The organism is Streptomyces sp. SAT1, from assembly GCF_001654495.1.
GTDB classification, from domain to species: domain Bacteria; phylum Actinomycetota; class Actinomycetes; order Streptomycetales; family Streptomycetaceae; genus Streptomyces; species Streptomyces andamanensis.
In genome coordinates this window covers 3,873,462-3,892,636 of sequence record NZ_CP015849.1, presented here as the reverse complement: position 1 = coordinate 3,892,636, position 19,175 = coordinate 3,873,462, and the positions used below count along the sequence as shown (strand labels likewise).

Sequence of the window (19,175 nt, the reverse complement as noted above, 5' to 3'; positions counted from 1 at the left end):
TCCGGTCTCCGGTACCCACGGACAGCCGGTCACCCGTCCGTCCGTACCTCCAGCGCCTCCACGCCGCGGATCACGAAGTTCGGCTTCTGCCGTGGCCGTGTCACCGGGGTGAGGGCGGGGGCGCGGGTGAGGAGGGAGGCCATGGAGGCGGCCAGTTCGATACGGGCGAGGGGGGCGCCGATGCAGTAGTGGATACCGGCGCTGAAGGAGATGTGGGGGTTGTCGCGGCGGGCCAGGTCCAGGCGTTCGGGAGCGGTGAAGACGGCCGGGTCGTGGTTGGCCGAGCCGAAGAGCAGGGCGACCTCGGCGCCGCGCGGGATCGTGGTGCCGCCGATCTCGATCTCGTCCAGCACCCAGCGTTCGAAGAGCTGCAACGGGGTGTCGTAGCGCATCAGCTCCTCGACGGCGGACGGGATCAGCGAGTGGTCCGCGCGCAGCGCCGCCAGCTGGTCCGGGTTGCGGAACAGGGCCCACCAGCCGTTGACCGTCGCGTTCACCGTGGCCTCGTGACCGGCGTTGAGCAGCAGCACGGCCGTGGAGATCATCTCCTGCTCGGTCAGCCGGTCCCCCTCGTCGTGCGCCGCGATCAGCCCGGAGATCAGGTCGTCCCCCGGCTCCGCGCGGCGGGCCGCGATCAGCTCCCGCAGATACGCCGAGAACTCCTCCGAGGTGCGCACCGCCCGCGCCGCCGTCTCCTCGGACGGGTTCAGCTCGTACATCCCGCAGATCGCGGCCGACCAGGGCCGCAGCAGGTCCCGGTCCGGCTCCGGGACGCCCAGCATCTCCGCGATCACCGCCACCGGCAGCGGCTCGGCCACATCCGTGAGCAGATCGCCGCCGCCCGCCGCCACGAGTGCGGCGACCAGGTCGTCCGCCAGCGCGTGGACGTACGGCTTCAGCCGCTCCACGGTGCGCGGGGTGAACGCCTTCGACACCAGCCGCCGGATCCGGGTGTGGTCCGGCGGCTCCAGGTCGAGCATGCCGTGGTCGTTGAGCACGTGGAACGGCTCGTGCTCCGGTGGGGGCGGGGTACGGCCGAAGTCCTCGTGCGTGAACCGGTGCCGGTAGGTCCGGCCCAGGCGCCGGTCCCGCAGCAGCGCCGACACGTCCGCGTGGTGCGGAACCAGCCACTGGTCGGTGGGCTCGTAGTGGAACACCCGTCCACGGGCCCGCAGTTCGGCGTAGGCGGGATACGGATCGGCGACGAACGCCGGGTCCCAGGGGTCGAACCCGAGGTCGGACGGTACGCGAGGAACAGCCATGCACGGACGCTAGCCCCGCCTTCCCGGTCTGGCCAGGGCCTGGGCAGCGTCTGAGCAGGGCGGGGCCACGGCGGGAGCAGGGTCCGAGCAGGGGTGTGCAGGGCGGTGCGGGACAGGGCGGGTGCAGGCTCGCCGCTCAGCCCGGTGTGACCAGCCGGGCTTCGTAGGCGAACACCGCCGCCTGGGTGCGGTCCCTGAGGCCCAGCTTCACCAGGACCCGGCTCACATGGGTCTTGATCGTGGACTCGGCGACCACCAGCCGCTCGGCCATCTCCGCGTTCGACAGGCCCTGTGCGATCAGCACCAGCACCTCCGTCTCCCGCTCGGTCAGGTCACCGTAGGCCGCCTGCACGCCGCCCGCCGGGCGCGGCGGGCCGGACATCCGGGAGAACTCCGTGATCAGCCGCCGGGTGACCGAGGGGGCGAGCAGCGCCTCGCCGGCCGCCACCACCCGCACCCCGTCGGCGAGCTGCCGTGCCGAGGCGTCCTTGAGCAGGAAGCCGGAGGCCCCCGCCCTGAGCGCCTGGTACACGTACTCGTCGAGGTCGAAGGTGGTCAGCACCAGCACCTTCGCGGTGCCGTCGGCGGCGACTATCTCCCGGGTCGCCTCGATGCCGTTCAGCTCCGGCATGCGGATGTCCATGAGCACCACGTCCGGCGCCAGTTCGCGCACCCGCCGCACCGCCTCGCGGCCGTTGACGGCCTCGCCGACGACCTCGATGTCCGCCATGGCGTTGAGCAGGACCGAGAAACCCTCCCGCACCATCATCTGGTCGTCCGCGATCAGCACCCGGATCGGGCCCGCGGGCGCCGCCGCGCCCGGTGCGCTCCCCGTGTCCGCCGTCACGCCGCGGCCCCGTCGCCGGTCCCGCCGCCGGTCCCGTCACCGGCCGCGCGGTCGGTCTCCCGGGGCACCGGCAGGAACACCGCCACCTCGTACCCTCCGCCGTCCGCCGGCCCCGCCGTCATCTCGCCGTTCAGCATGGAGACGCGCTCCCGCATGCCGGTGATGCCGTGTCCGCTGCCGGGCGAGGGCTTGACCAGGGACCCGCCGGGCGCGGGACCGTTGACGATCCGCAGGCCGAGGCCGCCGAGGACATAGCCGACCTCGACCCGGGCGCTCGCGCCGGGCGCGTGCCGCAGGGTGTTGCTCAGGGCCTCCTGCACGATCCGGTACGCCGACAGCTCCACGCCCGGCGGGAGTTCGCGCACCGCGCCGGTCAGGGCCTTCTCCACGCTCAGACCGGCCTCTCGCACGTTCTCCAGGAGGAGGTCCAGGTCGGCGAGGGTGGGCTGCGGGGCCTCCGGAGCCTCGTAGTCCTCGGCGCGGACGACACCGAGGACCCGGCGCAGCTCGGTGAGGGCCGCCACCGCGTTCTCCCGGATGGTGGCGAACGCCTTCTCCAGCTCCGGCGGCGGGTCCTGGACCCGGTAGGGGGCGGCCTCGGCCTGGATGGCGACCACGGACATGTGGTGCGCCACGACGTCGTGCAGCTCGCGGGCGATGGTGGTGCGCTCCTCCAGCAGGGTGCGGCGCGAGCGCTCGTGCGCGGTCACCGTCTGCTGGGCGCTCACCGTCTGCTCGGCGTCCCTGCGTATGTGCCAGACGGTGACGGCCAGCAGCAGAAGGGCGGACACCAGCAGCATGGGCGCCGAGTTGTTGCTGAAGTGGTAACCGAGCACGGACTCGGCGGCGACCGTGTAGAACACGGTGATCAGCCACATCCAGGCCGCCGTGCGCGGCCGGGTGCGTATGGCCACGACCGTGAGCACCGTCAGGTAGGAGATGAAGTTGGGCGGCTGCCAGGGCCACAGCCCGTAGCCGCCGGAGAGCACCGACGAGAACGCGGTCACGGCCAGCGCCAGCCAGAAGGCCAGGGCCGGACGGACGAGGGTCACCAGCGGCGGGACCAGGACCGCCAGCGCGTAGAACGGAGCCCCCACGCCGCCCTGGGCACCGAGCCAGGCGGAGATCATGGTCAGCACGCCGATGCCCGCCACCAGGATGTGCGGCGTGTGGGCCGCGTACTCCCGCAGGCGGCCCGGCAGCCGGCCGGTCAGCGGGCCGTCGACCCTCATGCGGGGCAGCGGCCGGTACACGGAGGCGTCGTGGAACAGGTCCTGGCGCAGCCCCCGCAGCGCGTTGGCCGCGAGACGGTACTCCGGGCTGCGGGGTTTGTACGGGCTGAACGCGCCGTCCGGCGCCGTCTGCGTCTGAGTCGTCTCGGTCACGATGAGAACGGTAGGCGGCGGCGAGGGCCGCGGTCGTCCCCTTGGAGAGGGGTCCTGCCGGGTCCCTCTCAGGTACTACGGGTACGGTCCGCGGCCGCGCGTACGGTCCACGGCGGCGGGTTCCGGTCGCCGGTGGCCGCCGCGTCCCGCGCTCAGTACCCCGAAGGGCGGACCAGCCCCGACTCGTACGCGAACACGGCCGCCTGGGTGCGGTCCCGCAGGCCCAGCTTCACCAGGATGCGGCCGACGTGCGTCTTCACCGTCTGCTCGGCGACGACGAGGTGCTCGGCGATCTCCGCGTTGGACAGGCCCTGGGCGATCAGGGTGAGCACCTCCGTCTCCCGCTCGGTGAGGTCGCCGACACGGGCCTTCAGGGGGGCGCGGGGTCTGCCGTTCATCCGGGAGAACTCGGCGATCAGCTTGCGTGTGATGCCCGGCGCCAGCAGCGCGTCACCGGCCGCGACCACGCGGACCGCCTCGGCCAGCTGGTCGGCGGAGGCGTCCTTGAGGAGGAACCCGGAAGCGCCCGCGCACAGCGCCTCGTACACGTACTCGTCGAGGTCGAAGGTGGTGAGCACCAGCACCTTCGTGCCGGGGGTGGCCGCGGTGACGCGGCGGGTGGCCTCGATGCCGTTCAGCTCGGGCATGCGGATGTCCATGAGGACGACGTCCGGGGCGGACTCGGCGACCTGGGCGACGGCGTCGAGCCCGTCCACGGCCTGGCCGACCACCTCGATGTCCGGCTGGGTGTTGAGCAGCACGGTGAAGCCCTGCCGGACCATCTGCTGGTCGTCGGCGATGAGGACGCGGATGCTGCCGCTGCTCATGGGTTCTCTTCTCCTGTCCGGGGCGGTGGGCCGGGGTCGGGCGCGGCCTCGGGGGCGGCGGTCCCGGCGGGCAGTTCCAGGCAGACGGCGGGAAGGCCGTCCGGGGCCGAATGGACCACGGTGACGGCGCTTGTCGGGAGGGTGGTCGGGGTGGTGTCCGGCGCGGTGCCGTCACGGGGCAGGTGGGCGGAGACCGCGAAACCGCCGTGCAGGGTCCTGGTAGCGGTGACGTGCCCGCCCAGCATGCCCGCCCGCTCACGCATGCCGAGCAGGCCGTGTCCGGCGCCCGGGGACGGCGCGACGGGATGCCGCGGACGGGAGTTGATCACGCTCAGGTGCAGGCCGTCGCGGTCGTGGGCGACCTCCACGCGGACCGTCGAGCCCGGCGCGTGCCGGAGAACGTTGCTCAGCGCCTCCTGGACGATCCGGTACGCCGACAGCTCCACGCCCGGCGGATAGGGCTCCGCGGCGTCCCGGGCGTCCGTGACCTCCATGGAGACGGTCAGACCCGCGGTGCGGGTGTTCTCCACGAGCGCGCCGAGACGGTCGAGGGTGGGCTGCGGGGCCCGGGGTGCGGCGCTCGTGCCGGACTCGCCCAGGCCGTAGGGATCGTCCGGGTCGGCCGAACGCAGCACGCCGAGGACCCGGCGCAGCTCGGCGAGCGCCTCCAGGGCGTTCTGCCGGATGCCGGCGAGGTTCTCCTTCAGCTCGTCCGAGGGGTGCGGGGTGAGATGCGGGGCGACCTGCGCCTGGATGGAGATGACCGACATGTGGTGGGCGACCACGTCGTGCAGTTCCCGGGCGATGCGGCTGCGCTCCTCCAGGAGGGTGCGCCGGGACCGCTCCTCGGCCGTGATCGTGGTCTGCTCGACGAGCTGGGAGCGGGCCTCGCGCAGGCCGCGCAGGGCGCTGCCGACCAGGACGGCCACGGCGAACACGGCGAACGCCGCGATCCCGGTGCCGGTGACCCCCTGGGCGCCGACGACGCCCTCGAGGCCGTAGGTCGCCAGCCCGGTGACCAGCAGCGCGGCGACCGCGTGCCGGGCCGGCAGCCGCAGCGCGAACAGGAGCAGCACGGCGGTGTGCGCGGCCAGTTCCGGTATGGTCCACGGCCAGCTCGGACCGCCGCCCGGTGCCAGGCCGGTCGGGGCGGGGGCCGGCATTTCCAGGTGGAAGGCGAGCAGCAGGGACTCGCGTCCCCAGGCGGCGGTGGCCACCGCCGCGCCCAGCGACAGCGCCCACGCGAAGGCCGGCCGCCACAGGGCCAGGACGACGGCGGTGGCCTGGGCGGCTCCCGCAGCGAAGCCGATCTGCGCGGTGAACCGGTAGTTGTGGGCCATCTCCCGGCCGCCCTCCAGCGGCAGGAACAGCGCGAGCCAGAGGACCACCAGATAGACCAGCCCCCGCAGCCAGCGGTACCGGGACAGGGGCGGGGACAGCGGTGACGGGCGGTCGCCCAGCGTCGTACGGAGGCGTCGCAGCACGCCGCCCAGCCTAGGCACGGCGCGGCCCCCGCCGGGAAGCCGGATGTCTGCCGCGGTGCACGCGGATCACCCGGGACGGCCGGTTCCGGGGGCGACGCGGGCCCTGTTCGCAGCCGCGGAACGCGGTCCGGCAGACACCGAGCGCCAGGGCGAAGACCGGGAGCCAGACCAGGCGGGACGCGATCCAGTCCGGGCCGTCGGGGACGGTGTGCAGCCCGGGGAGGCGGCCCGCGAACAGGCCCGTGGCCGTGACCGCCATGAGGGCCGTCTGGTGCCACAGGAAGATCGTCATGGCGGACAGGTTGACCACGGCCACGGCCGTCCAGGCCAGCGGGCGGCGCATCGCCCGGCCGAGCCGCTCCCGCAGCAGCAGGGCCAGGCCGCACTGGGCCAGGCCGAAGGTGACGGCGGCCAGGGTCGGCGGGTCGAGGTTGGAGACCTCCGCGCCCGGGACGCCGACCATCGACGCCGGGTATCCGGCACCCGCGACGAGGAGCGCGGTCGCCGCCGCGCCACCGGCCAGCAGCAGCCAGGCCGCGCGGCGGCCGTGCAGCTCGCCGCGGGTCCATGCCGCGCCCAGGGTGTACGGCACCAGCCAGCCGGCGGGCAGGTTCAGCCAGCCGAGCCAGCCGGGCGCGCCGAGTCCGAAACGCAGGAGGTCCACATGGAGGACGACGGCCAGCGGCCACAGCGGGTTGAGCCGGGTCACGAGCGGGGTCGCGGCCGTCAGCGCGGCGAAGACCAGGAGGAACCACATGGGGGACAGCGCCAGCTTGACGAGGGCGCGGACCGTGAGCGGGTCCGCACCGGTCAGCAGCAGGGCGCCCGCGGCCAGCGCCCACACCGTCAGGACCGCGGCGGCCGGCCGGAACAGCCGGGACAGCCGCAGGCTCAGCCATCGCGGGTAGGTGACCCCCCGGGCGCGCGCCGAGACATACCCGCGGGTCGCCACATGGCCGCCGACCAGGAAGAACACGGCGAGGGTCTGGAAGGCCCAGGAGACGGGCGCCAGCCAGGGCATGTGCTGGAGGGGGCTCGCGGTGTGCAGCGTCGGGTGCGATCCGGTGCCGCCGCCCGCGACCAGGGCCGTGACCAGCCAGTGGCCGAGGACCACACCGAGGATCGCGAACGCGCGCAGCGCGTCCACCGCCCGGTCCCGCCGGGGCGGGGTGGCCTCGTCGGTCCGCCGGGCCGCGGCCCGTATCCGGTCGGGCAGGGTCATGCGGGCGCGCACGGCGGGCGCAGGGCCGGACGCACGGGTCGTGTCGGTCACCGCTTCTCCTCGGGAGTTCCCCGGTCGACGGGGGTGCCCAGCACGATCCGGGCCAGGTTGGTCAGTGACGGGGAGCCGGGGGCGAAGTAGGCGCTGTGGCCTCCCGTCCCGGCCGGGAAGACCCGGGCGCCGAAGCCCGGGGCCATGGGGTCGGGGCCCAGGCCGACGGTCGTGCCGAACAGGTCGGCCCGCACATGGGGCACATGCGCCACCCAGTCGTCGGCGCCGCGGGCCGCCCACACCCGGGCCGGGGTGTGCAGCGCGGCCACGGAGTCGGCACCCGTGCCGGGGCTGCCGACGAGGGCGATGTCGGAGACGTCGAGGCCGGTGGCGGCCGCACCGCAGACCACCGAACCGTAGGAGTGGCACACCAGGGTGAGGCGGGCCGGTCGGCCCGGCGCATCCGTGACCGTCCGCAGGTCCCGCACCAGCCGCCTCAGCTGCGGGGCCGCCTGCTCGGCGCGGCCGGGGGTCAGGACGGTGGTGCTGACGGTGGCCGGGGTGCGGTAGCCGAGCCAGGCGACGACCGCCGGGTGCGTCCCGGCCGGGGCCCGGCGGGTCAGCTCGCCGTACAGGGACAGCGCACCGGACCGGAACCTGGCCCAGGTGTCGAGCGAGGTGTCGGAGCCGGGGACGAGGACGGCCACCCGGTCGGCGTGCGCCAGGTCGCCCAGTACCTCGGTGGCCAGGCCCGGTCCGCGTCCGTCGAAGGCCAGCAGCCGACGGGCGGGCGAGGCCAGCTCCCGGTCCACCGCGGCGCGGTGCGTGTCGCCGTGGGCGGCGGCCATGCGGGACGCCTGGGCGGCGTTGGCGCGGTTGGCCGCGTAGTCCGCCTCCAGCGTGGCCCGGGTCGGGGCGGCGAGGACGGCGGGCGCCGGGGCGGGGATCTCCGGGCGGGCCGCCCCCGACAGGGGCACGACCACCGCCGCGATGACGAGAACGGCGAGCAGGGCGCGACGCCACCCCTGTGCGCGATGCCTCCGGCGGGGCGGGGCCACCGCCTCCTGCCCCTGCCCGTGCCCCGGCCCCGGCCCCGGCCCCTGCCCCTGCCCCTGCCCGTGCCTCGGACCCGGCTCCGGCTCCGGCTCAGCGCAAGTGCCGCCCGCCGTAAGGGGCCCGTCATCCGCACAAGGCCCGGCCGCCACCGGCCCCGTCCCCGGCGCATCCGGTGACCGCTCCCGCCCGGACCCCGGCCCCAGGGTCGGCCCCCGTCCCCGTCCCTGTCCTCGCCCCCGCACCGGCTCAAGCCCCATGGCCCGTCTCCCCCTCCGCCCGGCCCGCTCACCGGGCTCGCCTGGAAGGGAAATTACGGATCGGGGGACGTCGCTCGCGTCCCGCCACGGAGCTGTCCTTCGCCGTAGCTCTCAGGTACTAGGGGTATGACCGGGTCCGGCCCCAGCCCCAGTCCAGCCCCAGGACCGCGAACGCGTCCGGCCCCCGCACCCGGCCGCCTCACCAGGCCAGTTGGGCGATCTCCTCCGCCACCACCGCGCAGGCGTCCGCCGCCGGGTCGATCAGCGGGAAGTGGCCGACCTCCCCCAGCAGGGTCAGGCCCACCACCTCGCCCGCCTTGGCCGCCGCCTCCGTGTACGACTCCGCGACCGCTTGCGGCACCTCCACGTCGGACCGTCCCTGCACGACCGTCGTCGCGATGCCGGTCGGCAGCAGCAGGGACGGATCGGCGTAGGCCCTGCGGGCGGCGAACCCGTCCGCACCGCCGAGGAGTTGGAGCGCGGCCCCGCCGCACACGCCGAGTTTCCCGGCGACCTCGAAGTCGGCGATCGGCGCGAGGGCGACCACGCCGCGCAGCGGGACGGGGCGGTCCGTGCGCCAGGGCGCGTCGGCGGGCAGGACGTGCCGGGCCGCCGCCCACAGGGCGAGCTGGCCGCCCGCCGAGTGCCCGGTCAGCACCGTGCGCCGCGGGTCCGCCTGGGGCAGGGCCTCGCGCACCAGGGCGGGCAGCGCGTCGAGCGCCGCGGCCACGTCGTCGAACGTGTCCGGCCAACGCCCCGCCACCGGGCTCGCGTCCGCCCCGCCCGCGGCCTGCGCGGCGGACGCGCTGCCGCGCCGGTACTCGACGTTGGCCACGGCGAAGCCCCGGCGCGCGAGGAAGCCCGCGAAGGGGGTGATGTGGCGGCGGTCGTACGGCGCCCGCCAGGCGCCGCCGTGCAGCACCACCACCAGCGGAGCCGACCCGGGCGCCTCCCCAGGCACCGCACCGGCCCCGGCCCCGGCCCCGGAATCCGCACCCGCAGCCGCACCCGCGCCCGCACCGGCCCCCGCACGCGGGGCGTAGAAGTCGATCACCTGGTCCGGATGCTCGCCGTACGCGGCGGTGGCGTCCGGGTCCACGGCCGGGAGGGACAGGAGGGCCGCCTCCTCCGCCGCGGCACGCGCCTCCGCCGTACGAGCGGCCCCGGCACGGTCCGCGGCGGCACCGCCCGCGGTGTTCTGCGACTGTGCGGCATCGCGGGGTGCGGCGGCGTCCGGCATGCTCCAACCTCTCAGCGGCGTAACGTACTTGAGACGGACGAGGAATGGTGTTCGGCCGTTGGCCGGGACGGTATCAGGCCGGTGACGTGGGCCTACACACGGATGTCACGCTCGGTGAGGTGCGCGCGGAGGGTGGCGGAGGACGGCAGCGGCCCCCGCGCGCACCGCCCGAGGACCGCCGGGGGGCCGTCCCGCCGCCCGCACCGCCCGAGGACCGCCGGGGATCCGCCCCGCCGCCCGCACCTCACCGGACGCCGGCGCCCGCGCCTACCCCTCGTCCGATGCCTCCGCCAGCACCTCCCCCAGCACCCGCGCCGCGCGCTCCGCGTCACCGAAGCCGACGTAGAGCGGCGTGAAGCCGAAGCGGAGGACGTCCGGCCGCCGGAAGTCGCCGACCACGCCCCGTTCGATCAGCCGCTTCATCACGGGCCCGGCGTCGGGGCAGCGCAGGGCGATCTGGCTGCCGCGCAGGTCGTGCTCCGCCGGGGTCACGCACTCCACGCGCCCGGCGGGTACGTACGCCGCGACGCACTCCAGGAAGAAGTCCGTGAGCGCGAGGGACTTGGCCCGCACCGCCTCGATCGGCACCCCGTCCCAGACCTCCAGGGAGGCTTCGAGGGCGAGCAGGGAGAGGATGTCGGGCGTGCCGACCCGGCCGCGCAGCGCGCCGTGCGCCGGTTCGTACTCCGGGCGCATGCCGAAGGGCTCGGCGTGCGAGTTCCAGCCGGGCAGCGGCGAGTCGAACCGCTCCTGGAGGTCCTGGCGGACGTACAGGAAGGCCGGTGAACCCGGGCCGCCGTTCAGGTACTTGTAGGTGCAGCCCACCGCCAGGGCGACACCGTGCTCGTCCAGGCCGACCGGCAGCGCGCCCGCGCTGTGGCACAGATCCCAGACGGCGTACGCGCCCGCCGCGTGCACGGCGGCCGTGAGCGACGGCAGGTCGTGCAGGCGGCCGGTGCGGTAGTCGACGTGGTTGAGCAGCACCGCCGCGGTCCGGTCGGACAGGGCGCCCGGCACCTCGGCGGGCGCCACGGGGCGCACCTCGCAGCCGGTCATCCGGGCCGCGGACCGCGCGATGTACCCGTCCGTGGGGAAGGTGGTCGCGTCGACCAGGATCTCGTCCCGCCCGGACCCCTCGCCGCCCTGGTCGGCCTGGTCGCCTTGGCCGGCCTGGCCGGCCTGGCCGGCCAGACCGCTCCCGTCGCCCCCGCCCGTCTCGCGGGCCATCCGCACGGCCGCGACCAGCGCCTTGAAGACGTTGACGCTCGTCGAGTCGCCCACCACGATCCGGCCCGGCGCCGCCCCGACCAGCGGAGCGATCCGGTCGCCGATCCGTTCGGGCGCGGTCCACCAGCCGCTCTCGTCCCAGGAGCGGATGCGCAGCTCGCCCCACTGGCGGCGGACGACGTCGGCGACCCGGTCCGGTACGTGCGCCGGGAGCGCGCCCAGCGAGTTCCCGTCGAGGTAGACGACGTCGTCCAGGACGAACCGCTCCCGCACGGCGGCCAGCGCGTCGGCCGCGTCCAGCTTCTCCGCCCTGCCCGCGAGGGCGCCGTCCGGCACCTGAACCTCAGCCACCTGAACCTCAGCCACCTGGGTCTCGGACACCCGGATCTCAGACATGGGACCTCGCCGTCCACAGCTCGGGAAAGACGTTCTTCTGCGCGCGCTTCTCCAGCCAGGCCACCCCGGCGGAGCCGCCCGTGCCGGACTTGGCGCCCATCGCGCGCCGGGTGGCGACCAGGTGGTCGTTGCGCCAGCGCCACACCAGCTCGGCCACGTCCGTCAGCGCCTCGCCGAGGCGGGCGAGCTGATCGGCCTCGTCACCGGCGTAGAGCGCCGTCCAGACGGCCTCCACCTCAGGCGACGGCTCGTACCGCTGGGTGAGGTCGCGGTGCAGGACGGCGTCCGGGACCGGATGCCCGCGCCGCGCGAGCAGCCGCAGGACCTCGTCGTACAGGCTCGGCTCGTGCAGCGCCTTCTCCAGCTCGGCGTGGACGCGGGGGGCGCCGCGGTGCGGGACGAGCATCGACGCGGACTTCTCGCCGAGCAGGAACTCCATGCGCCGGTACATCGCCGACTGGAACCCGGAGCCCTCCCCGAGAGCGCTCCGGTAGCTGTTGAACTGGGCGGGGGTGAGCTGGCCGAGCGGCTTCCAGGAGGCGTTCAGCGCCTCCAGCTCGCGTACGGACCGCTTCAGCGCGGCGGTCGCCGTGGGGACGTCGTCGGCGCGCAGCGCGCGGGCCGCGGTCTCCCACTCGTGGACGATGACGGTGAACCACAGCTCCATGACCTGGGAGGTGACCAGGAAGACCATCTCGCCGGGGTCGTCGGAGAGGGTGTGCTGGAGGTGCGTGAGGACGTCCGCCCTGACGTAGTCCTCGTAGGGCGTGGTGCCTTCGAAGTCGAGATGCGGGGTCTCGGGCTCAGCTGCCTCGGCGGGCCGTGGGGTCGGTCGAGCCTGGTGGGACATCGCTGTCTCCTGCATGTGCTCCGGGTAGCGGTCCGCCCCTGCCGATGCCGGCACGGGGGCCCCGGTCCCCACCCGCATCCTGCGCAGCATCGGCACAGATCGCAAGGCCGGATCGCAAGGCCGGCCGGCGCCCCCGGCCCGCCCGTCCGGCGCCCGGCCCGCCCCCGTCCGCCCCCGTCCGGCACCGGCGCGGACCCCACCCGCACACACGCGCGCCCGCACACGCGGACCGGCCGACCCGCAGCCTCCCCGTACCGGCCGGACGACAGCGCCCCGTACCCGGCCGGGCAGCAGCGTCCCGGTGGCCGATCACCGAGTGGCAGACTGCTTTCATGACCACGCACAAGAACCTGCTGGGCGGCCCGGAGCCGACCTACCTCCCGGAGAACGAGGACGCCTACCGCCTGCTGGGCGAGGAGTCCCGCTCGCCGGCCGAGGTCGCGGCGAAGCATCCGACGTTCTCGCTGGCCTGGGCGATGCTCGCCGACGACGCGTTCGAGGAGGGGCGGGTCGTCGAGTCGTACGCGTACGCGCGCACCGGCTACCACCGCGGTCTCGACCAGCTGCGCCGGGCCGGCTGGAAGGGGCACGGCCCCGTCCCCTGGGACCACCGCCCCAACCGCGGTTTCCTGCGCTGCCTCGCCGCCCTCGCGCGTGCCGCCGGGGAGATCGAGGAGACCGACGAGGCGGAGCGGTGCCGGCAGTTCCTCCAGGACAGCAGCGCGGAGGCGTACGCCGAGCTGAAGCGCTGACCCGCCCGGGACACCACCCTCGGGACACCCCCCTACGCACAGCGAGCCCTGCGCCGTGAGGCGCGGGCTCGCTGGTGCGTCGGGGGCGGGCGCGCGGAACGGGCCGCCCCGGTCGGCTACTTGATCCGGGTGCCGGTCGAGCGCAGGTTGCCGCAGGCCTCCACCACGCGCGCGGCCATGCCGGCCTCGGCCAGCTTGCCCCAGGTGCGCGGGTCGTAGGTCTTCTTGGAGCCGACCTCGCCGTCGACCTTGAGGACGCCGTCGTAGTTCTTGAACATGTGGTCGACGACCGGACGGGTGAAGGCGTACTGGGTGTCCGTGTCGATGTTCATCTTGACCACGCCGTTCTCCAGCGCGGTGCGGATCTCGTCCTCCGTGGAGCCGGAGCCGCCGTGGAAGACGAAGTCGAACGGCTTGCTGCCCGCGGGGCGGCCGTACTTGGCGGCGATGCCCTCGTTCAGCTCCTTGAGGAGGTCGGGGCGCAGGACGACGTTGCCCGGCTTGTACACACCGTGCACGTTGCCGAAGGAGGCGGCCAGCAGGTAGCGGCCCTTGTCGCCCAGGCCCAGCGCCTCGGCGGTGCGGACCGCGTCGTCGACCGTGGTGTACAGCGAGTCGTTGATCTCGTGGGAGACACCGTCCTCCTCGCCGCCGGTCGGGGTGATCTCCACCTCCAGGATGATCTTGGCGGCGCGGGCCTGCTCCAGCAGCTCCTGCGCGATCTGGAGGTTGTCGGCGAGGGTCTCCGCGGAGCCGTCCCACATGTGGGACTGGAACAGCGGGTCGAGACCGGCCTCGACGCGCTTCTTGGAGAGCGCGAGCAGCGGACGCACGTACCCGTCGAGCTTGTCCTTGGGACAGTGGTCGGTGTGCAGCGCGATGTTGACCGGGTACTTCTCGGCGATGATGTGCGCGTACTCGGCCAGGGCCACGGCACCGGTGACCATGTCCTTGCTGTACTGGCCGCCCAGGAACTCGGCACCACCCGTGGAGATCTGGACGATGCCGTCGCTCTCCGCCTCGGCGAAACCGCGCAGGGCCGCGTTCAGGGTCTGCGAGGACGTCACGTTGATGGCCGGGTAGGCGAACTTGCCTGCCTTCGCCCGGTCGAGCATCTCGTTGTAGACCTCGGGGGTTGCGATGGGCATCTGTCCGCTCCTTGTATGTGCGGGGTGCGTTCTGCGTACTTACGGCCCTGACCTAGGGAGTGACGTCATCGTCGGCCCCATCTTCGCAGACGGAGCCGGATGGTTCGGACACCCTGTCCAGCCTGTGGATGACCGGGTCGCCCCGCCTGTGGACAACCGTCACGCGGGGTCGCGGCGGGCGTCCCGGCCCCGTCTCGGTCCAGGCCCAGGCCCAGGTCTTCTTGGTCCAGGCCCAGCCCGCCAGTCCAGGCCCAAGCCGTCTCAGTCCAGACCCAAGCCGTCTCAGTCCAGACCCAGGTCGTCCTTGGAGTACGCGAACACGTACGGCACACCCGCCTGCGCGGCGACCGCCTCGGCGGCGCCGGTGGCCCGGTCCACGATCGTGGCGACGGCGACGACCTCGGCGCCCGCCTCGCGCAGCGCCTCCACGGCGGTCAGCACCGAACCGCCGGTGGTGGAGGTGTCCTCCACGGCGAGCACCCGGCGGCCCGCCACCTCGGTGCCCTCGATCCGGCGCTGGAGGCCGTGCGCCTTGCCCGCCTTGCGCACGACGAACGCGTCGAGCGTCCTGCCGCGCGCGGCGGCGGCGTGCAGCATCGCCGTGGCCACCGGGTCGGCGCCCAGGGTCAGGCCGCCGACCGCCTCGAAGTCCAGGTCGGCGGTCAGGTCGAGCATGACCTGACCGACCAGCGGGGCCGCCACGCCGTCCAGGGTGATGCGGCGGAGGTCGACGTAGTAGTCGGCCTCCTTCCCCGACGACAGGGTCACCTTGCCGTGCACCACGGCCTTGTCCTTGATCTGCTGCAGCAGCTCGCCGCGAACGTCGCTCATGGCAGTCAGCTTAAAGGCGGCGCCAGGCCCAGGTCGTCGTCGCCTCCAGCGGCTCCAGGGGCGTGACCAGGCGCGGACAGGTGTTGAGCCCGTCCGGCGGACCGGTCTGCGGCTCCACGCACACCGCGGCCTCCTGCTCGTCGTAGACCACGACCCACTCCTCGGGGCTGGTCACCTCCAGCTCCAGCCGCTCGGGCCAGGTGAGGGTGACGCCGACGCCGCCGGGCATGCCGAAGCAGTCGTCCCAGGGACCGGGCAGCGGGTCGATGCGGCGGCCGGTGGGCAGGTGGTCGCCGCCGCGCTCCTCCTGCCAGGCGGGCGTGAAGTCGAGGCGCACGTCCTGCCCGTCCAGGGTGCGGTTGAACCACGGGTGCCAGCCGATCTGCGCCGGGAACGACGAGTCGTACGTCTCCACGGCCATCGACAGCGTCAGCGCGTCCTCGGACAGCGCGACCACCTGGGTGATCCGGCCGGGGTAGGGCCACGGGTCGCCGAGGTCGTACGTCAGCACCGCCTCGTTCTCCGACACGCGGGCCGTCTTCCAGACGCCGTCGCGCGCCGTGCCGTGGATGGCGTGCGGCGGGGAGTTGAGCGGCATCTGATGGACGGTGGCGCCGTCCCGGAACCTGCCCTCCCGGATCCGGCCGCACCAGGGGACCATCGGGAAACAGCCGAACCGGTCGCCCTGGCGGAGCAGTTCGAGCCCGCCCACCCGGAGTCCGCCGATGCGGGCGCCGTGCCCCGGCCGTACGGTCGCTTCCGCGTCGCCCGCGGTCAGCGTGATGTCGTCGTCGCTCACGCGACGAGGCTACTGGGCCGGTCGGGAGAACACGGCCGTTACCGGCCGCCCCTCCGACGCGCGCCGGGGCCCGCGCCTGACCCGCCCCGGGCCCGCACCGGGGGCGCAGCGGCATCCGTACGGCGGCCCCCGCCACGCCGGGTCAGCGGCGCCGCCTGAGTGCCCGGCCCACGACGATCGCGCCGGCCACCACCAGGGCGGCGGCGGGGGCGGCCCAGCGCAGGGTGGAGTTGGCGGAGACGGTGAGGGGGGCGGGCACGGGGGCGTAGCGACCGCGCGGCGGGGCGTGGTCCACCTCCTCCGCGCTGCGTCCGATCATCGTGCGCCGGGCGTGCGCCGCCTCGGCCGGCGGGGTGCCGGCCGAGGTGAGGTCGTCGTCGGCCGACAGCCCGCCGCCGACGGCGGGAAGGCCCTGGTCGGTCCCGCCGCCGGCCGCCGCGCCCCCGCTCGCCTCCAGGCCCTCGCCGGGATCCTGGCCCAGGTCCTCGGCCGCGTCCTCGTCGGTGTCGTCGATGTCGTCGATGTCGTCGCCGGTGACATCGGACGCGTCGGTGACGTCGGTGTCATCGGCGTCCTTGATGTCCTCGGTGTCCTCGGTGTCCTCGGTGTCCTCGGCGTTCTCGGCGTTCTCGGCGTCCTCGTCGTCGGCCAGCGGGTCCAGGGACGACGGCGGGACCTCGGTGTCGAAGACGGAACGGTGCCCGGACGGTCCGGCGGGTTCCGTACGGTCGATACGGTCGGCGGCGGCCGTGTCCATGCCCTCCCCGGCGTCCGGGCCGGGCGGGGGCACCGGGGCCGCGTCCGGACCGGGCGGGGGCACCGGGGCGTCGTCCGCGTCCGGACCGGCCTCGAAGTCACCGGTCGCCGCCGGGGTGAAATCCTCCGTGGCGAGCGAGCGGGCGGTCTCGGCGGCGCCCGCCGCCAGATTGTGCGCGAAGCGGTGCAGCAGCCGGATCGCGGCGGACCGTACGGCGTCCGGGGCCAGGCCGGCGGCCCGGCCCCCGGCGGAGGCGGTGCCGCCGAAGACGAGGGCGGTGCCCTCGTCGGTGTCGCGGAGGCCGAGGGTAAGCCCGATCTTCACCGCGCCGCTGCCGCGGGACTCGGTCGCCTCGCCCTCGACGGCGTACCCGCCGTCGTCGCGGGGGCGGACGCGCAGCGTGCCCCGGTAGGTGATGGAGTGGCCGCCGATCCGCACCTTCAGCCGGCCGGCGACGGGCTCGGCACCCGCCTCCTGCTGAAGCCCGGGAACCGCGCGGGCCACCCGCGCGGGATCGGCGAGCACCGCCCGCAGCCGCCGGGCCGGAACCGGAACGAACACCTCGTGCTCCATGTCAGCCGAGGTTACCCAGTGGCGCGCCGGATTACCCTCCGACGGTCAGGTCTCGCTCCCCGGCCGCACCAGCCCCGTCTCGTAGGCGAGCACCACCGCCTGGGCGCGGCTGGCGAGGCCGAGCTTGGTCATCGTGCGGTTGAGGTGCGTCTTGACCGTGGCCTCGCTGATGAAGAGGCGGTCGGCGGCCTCGGTGTTGGTCAGGCCGCGGGCGACCAGGCGCAGCACCTCGACCTCCCGGGAGGTCAGCGCGCCCAGCCGGGACGGCGGGTCGGCCGGCTCGGCCGGGGTGTCAGGGCGCTGGGTGAACGCCTCCACCAGGCGCCGGGTGACGCCGGGCGCGAAGAGCGAGTCGCCGCCGTGCACGGCGGTCACCGCGGCCAGCAGCCGTTCGGGCCCTGCGTCCTTCAGCAGGAAGCCCGACGCGCCGGCCCGCAGGGCGTCGTACACGTACTCGTCGAGGTCGAAGGTGGTGAGGATCAGGATGCGCGGTGCCGGGCCCTGCGCCTCGGCGAGGATCCGGCGGGTCGCCTCGATGCCCGTCGTGCCGGGCATGCGGATGTCCATGAGGATCACGTCCGGGCGGATCCGCGCGGCCAGCGCCACGGCCTCGGCGCCGTCCGCCGCCTCCCCGGCGACCTCCATCCCGGGGGCGGCGCGCAACAGCGCGGCCAGTCCGCTGCGGACGAGGAACTGGTCGTCCACCACCAGCACTTGGATCATTCCGTGACGGCGCCTCCCCGGCGTGCGGCCTGTTCCGGCGGTGGTGTCGGAAGGGTCAGGTGCACGCCGAATCCCCCCTCGCGCCGCGGTCCGACGGCGATCGTCCCGTCGTAGAGCTTGGCGCGCTCGCGCATACCGATCAAGCCATGGCCGCCGGTCCCGGCCGTTCTGGCTCGATTTCCTCCGTCATCGGTCACCGAGACCGCCAACTCGTCGGTTCGGTAGACGAGTTCGACGTCCGCGCGGGCGCCCGGGGCGTGCTTCAGCACGTTCGTCAGGGCCTCCTGGACCACCCGGTAGACGCACAGCTGCACGCCCGGGGGCAGCGGCCGGGAGGCGCCCCGGATCCGTACGCCGACGTGCACGCCCCCGGCCCGGACCCGTTCCACCAGCTCCTCCAGCCGGTCGAGGCCGGGGGCGGGCTCGGTGGCGGGGCCGCCCTCCCGGAGGCCGCGGGTCCCGCCGGTCCCGCCGACGCCTTCGGCTCCTTCGGCGCGCAGCAGCCCCAGCATCCGTCTCAGCTCGGCCAGCGCCTCGCCGCCCGCCGCGCCGACGGTGGTGAGTGCCTGGCGGGCGGTGCGGGTGTCGGTGTCGAGGACGAACCGGGCGAGGCCCGCCTGAATGGTGATCACGGCCATGTGGTGGGCGATCACGTCGTGCAGTTCGCGTGCGATCCGCACCCGCTCCCCGGCGACCTCGCGCCGGGCCCGCTCGGCCTGTTCGGCCCGCAGCCGTACGGTCAGCTCGGCGGCCCGCCGGGCGACCTGGCCGAACCGCCACAGGACGAGCGGACAGCCGACGCCCTGGCCGACCAGGGACGCCCTGGCGCCGAACGCGCCGGAGCCGCCGGCCACTCCCGCGCAGACCCAGGTCCCGCCCAGCAGCACCGCGCAGACGGCGGCGGTCCGGGCGGAGCGGGTGGCGGCCACCGTGTAGAGGGCGACCATGGCAGCGGGCGCGCCCACCACCGGCCAGTGACCGAGCGCGACGTACGCGATCCAGCACAGGTGGACGAAGAGGAAGACGCCGAGCGGGGCCCGGCCGCGCACCGCCAGCGACAGGTTCGCCAGGGCGACGAGCGTCCAGGCGGCGGGGTCGGGCGGGGGCCACCCCCGGGCGGCGGCCTCGGCACCGAGCAGGGCCGCCACGGCCGTCGCCACCAGGGCCGTCAGGCCGTCGACCGCGCGGGGGTGGATCCGCATCGCCGGAGCGTAGACCCCGTGCAGGGGCCGCGGCGTCACCCCTGCGCCGTACCGCGGAAGGTGGAGGCGGACGGCGGGAGTACCGCACAGGTTGACGGCGCCTCCACCCCTGGCGGGATGCGCGGGTCCGTGGCGGCCCGTAGGTTCGTGCGGCGACGGCGTCACGCGGGACGTACGGGGGACGTACGGGGGACGTACGGGACGTACCGGGGATACCGGGGACGTACGCGGGACCGCGGGGTGCCGTCCGACGGGGGAGGCGCTTGGGGGTACGGCGGCCCGTCCCGCTCCCGGGGGGAGAGGGGGACGGCCCGCCACGCCCCCCGGCCCGCTCCCCTCTCTCCTC

The 19,175-nt window shown here is 74.7% G+C and carries 17 protein-coding genes; 1 reads left to right on the top strand and 16 read right to left on the bottom strand.

All coding sequences use genetic code 11. The features are described 5' to 3' along the window. Window positions 1-29: 29 nt before the first annotated feature. The 10 genes from A8713_RS16835 to A8713_RS16790 form a co-directional block, all read right to left on the bottom strand. Window positions 30-1,262, bottom strand: a complete 1,233-nt coding sequence (locus A8713_RS16835; protein ID WP_064534321.1) for a cytochrome P450 — start codon at window positions 1,260-1,262, stop codon at window positions 30-32. Window positions 1,263-1,398: 136 nt separating this feature from the next. After that, the gene (locus tag A8713_RS16830; protein ID WP_257784429.1) at window positions 1,399-2,058 is read right to left on the bottom strand and encodes a response regulator; all 660 of its coding nucleotides are present in this window, start codon (window positions 2,056-2,058) and stop codon (window positions 1,399-1,401) included. Window positions 2,059-2,105: 47 nt separating this feature from the next. Next, window positions 2,106-3,494, bottom strand: coding sequence for a sensor histidine kinase (locus A8713_RS16825; protein ID WP_064534320.1), 1,389 nt, complete (start codon window positions 3,492-3,494; stop codon window positions 2,106-2,108). Between the two features lie 152 nt (window positions 3,495-3,646). After that, window positions 3,647-4,321, bottom strand: coding sequence for a response regulator (locus tag A8713_RS16820; protein ID WP_064534319.1), 675 nt, complete (start codon window positions 4,319-4,321; stop codon window positions 3,647-3,649). After that, on the bottom strand, window positions 4,318-5,805 hold the full coding sequence (locus A8713_RS16815) for a sensor histidine kinase (RefSeq protein WP_064534318.1): 1,488 nt from the start codon (window positions 5,803-5,805) through the stop codon (window positions 4,318-4,320). The genes A8713_RS16820 and A8713_RS16815 overlap by 4 nt, the downstream gene beginning before the upstream one ends. Window positions 5,806-5,815: 10 nt before the next feature. Next, window positions 5,816-7,027: an acyltransferase family protein gene (locus tag A8713_RS16810; protein WP_064537545.1), complete on the bottom strand. Its 1,212-nt coding sequence runs from the start codon at window positions 7,025-7,027 to the stop codon at window positions 5,816-5,818. 47 nt (window positions 7,028-7,074) lie between these two features. Continuing rightward, window positions 7,075-8,010, bottom strand: a complete 936-nt coding sequence (locus tag A8713_RS16805; RefSeq protein ID WP_443069764.1) for an alpha/beta hydrolase — start codon at window positions 8,008-8,010, stop codon at window positions 7,075-7,077. Window positions 8,011-8,530: 520 nt separating this feature from the next. Further along, the gene (locus tag A8713_RS16800; RefSeq protein ID WP_173860861.1) at window positions 8,531-9,571 is read right to left on the bottom strand and encodes an alpha/beta hydrolase; all 1,041 of its coding nucleotides are present in this window, start codon (window positions 9,569-9,571) and stop codon (window positions 8,531-8,533) included. Window positions 9,572-9,838: 267 nt separating this feature from the next. Next, window positions 9,839-11,179 carry a kynureninase gene (locus tag A8713_RS16795; protein WP_443069763.1) on the bottom strand — a complete coding sequence of 447 codons (1,341 nt, stop codon included), beginning with the start codon at window positions 11,177-11,179 and terminating at the stop codon, window positions 9,839-9,841. Between the two features lie 7 nt (window positions 11,180-11,186). After that, window positions 11,187-12,044 carry a tryptophan 2,3-dioxygenase family protein gene (locus A8713_RS16790; protein ID WP_064534315.1) on the bottom strand — a complete coding sequence of 286 codons (858 nt, stop codon included), beginning with the start codon at window positions 12,042-12,044 and terminating at the stop codon, window positions 11,187-11,189. 332 nt (window positions 12,045-12,376) lie between these two features. Here A8713_RS16790 and A8713_RS16785 point away from each other — a divergent pair, with 332 nt between their 5' ends. Continuing rightward, window positions 12,377-12,796, top strand: a complete 420-nt coding sequence (locus A8713_RS16785) for a DUF3151 domain-containing protein (RefSeq protein ID WP_064534314.1) — start codon at window positions 12,377-12,379, stop codon at window positions 12,794-12,796. A gap of 116 nt (window positions 12,797-12,912) precedes the next feature. Here A8713_RS16785 and fbaA read toward each other — a convergent pair whose 3' ends face one another. The 6 genes from fbaA to A8713_RS16755 all read right to left on the bottom strand — a co-directional run bounded on the left by fbaA (window position 12,913) and on the right by A8713_RS16755 (window position 18,829). Then, entirely contained in the window at window positions 12,913-13,944 is a 1,032-nt protein-coding gene (gene fbaA, locus A8713_RS16780) for a class II fructose-bisphosphate aldolase (protein WP_064534313.1), read from the bottom strand. A gap of 282 nt (window positions 13,945-14,226) precedes the next feature. Beyond that, entirely contained in the window at window positions 14,227-14,775 is a 549-nt protein-coding gene (gene pyrE, locus A8713_RS16775) for an orotate phosphoribosyltransferase (RefSeq protein WP_064534312.1), read from the bottom strand. A gap of 10 nt (window positions 14,776-14,785) precedes the next feature. Continuing rightward, window positions 14,786-15,574 (bottom strand): aldose epimerase family protein, encoded by a 789-nt coding sequence (locus tag A8713_RS16770; protein WP_064534311.1) that lies wholly within the window; start codon window positions 15,572-15,574, stop codon window positions 14,786-14,788. Between the two features lie 142 nt (window positions 15,575-15,716). Beyond that, window positions 15,717-16,904 carry an SRPBCC domain-containing protein gene (locus A8713_RS16765; protein ID WP_064534310.1) on the bottom strand — a complete coding sequence of 396 codons (1,188 nt, stop codon included), beginning with the start codon at window positions 16,902-16,904 and terminating at the stop codon, window positions 15,717-15,719. Window positions 16,905-16,949: 45 nt separating this feature from the next. Next, window positions 16,950-17,627, bottom strand: coding sequence for a response regulator (locus A8713_RS16760; protein WP_107440652.1), 678 nt, complete (start codon window positions 17,625-17,627; stop codon window positions 16,950-16,952). Then, window positions 17,624-18,829, bottom strand: coding sequence for a sensor histidine kinase (locus A8713_RS16755; RefSeq protein WP_064537543.1), 1,206 nt, complete (start codon window positions 18,827-18,829; stop codon window positions 17,624-17,626). Before A8713_RS16755 ends, A8713_RS16760 begins: the two co-directional genes overlap by 4 nt. Window positions 18,830-19,175: the final 346 nt, after the last annotated feature.

What these genes read in the sequence shown, in the direction of transcription:
- A8713_RS16835 (WP_064534321.1), bottom strand. Translation starts at nt 1,262, where the DNA reads ATGGCTGTTCCTCGCGTACCGTCCGACCTCGGGTTCGACCCCTGGGAC.
- A8713_RS16820 (WP_064534319.1), bottom strand. Translation starts at nt 4,321, where the DNA reads ATGAGCAGCGGCAGCATCCGCGTCCTCATCGCCGACGACCAGCAGATG.
- A8713_RS16810 (WP_064537545.1), bottom strand. Translation starts at nt 7,027, where the DNA reads ATGACCCTGCCCGACCGGATACGGGCCGCGGCCCGGCGGACCGACGAG.
- A8713_RS16800 (WP_173860861.1), bottom strand. Translation starts at nt 9,571, where the DNA reads ATGCCGGACGCCGCCGCACCCCGCGATGCCGCACAGTCGCAGAACACC.
- A8713_RS16790 (WP_064534315.1), bottom strand. Translation starts at nt 12,044, where the DNA reads ATGTCCCACCAGGCTCGACCGACCCCACGGCCCGCCGAGGCAGCTGAG.
- A8713_RS16785 (WP_064534314.1), top strand. Translation starts at nt 12,377, where the DNA reads ATGACCACGCACAAGAACCTGCTGGGCGGCCCGGAGCCGACCTACCTC.
- fbaA (WP_064534313.1), bottom strand. Translation starts at nt 13,944, where the DNA reads ATGCCCATCGCAACCCCCGAGGTCTACAACGAGATGCTCGACCGGGCG.
- pyrE (WP_064534312.1), bottom strand. Translation starts at nt 14,775, where the DNA reads ATGAGCGACGTTCGCGGCGAGCTGCTGCAGCAGATCAAGGACAAGGCC.
- A8713_RS16765 (WP_064534310.1), bottom strand. Translation starts at nt 16,904, where the DNA reads ATGGAGCACGAGGTGTTCGTTCCGGTTCCGGCCCGGCGGCTGCGGGCG.
- A8713_RS16760 (WP_107440652.1), bottom strand. Translation starts at nt 17,627, where the DNA reads ATGATCCAAGTGCTGGTGGTGGACGACCAGTTCCTCGTCCGCAGCGGA.
- A8713_RS16755 (WP_064537543.1), bottom strand. Translation starts at nt 18,829, where the DNA reads ATGCGGATCCACCCCCGCGCGGTCGACGGCCTGACGGCCCTGGTGGCG.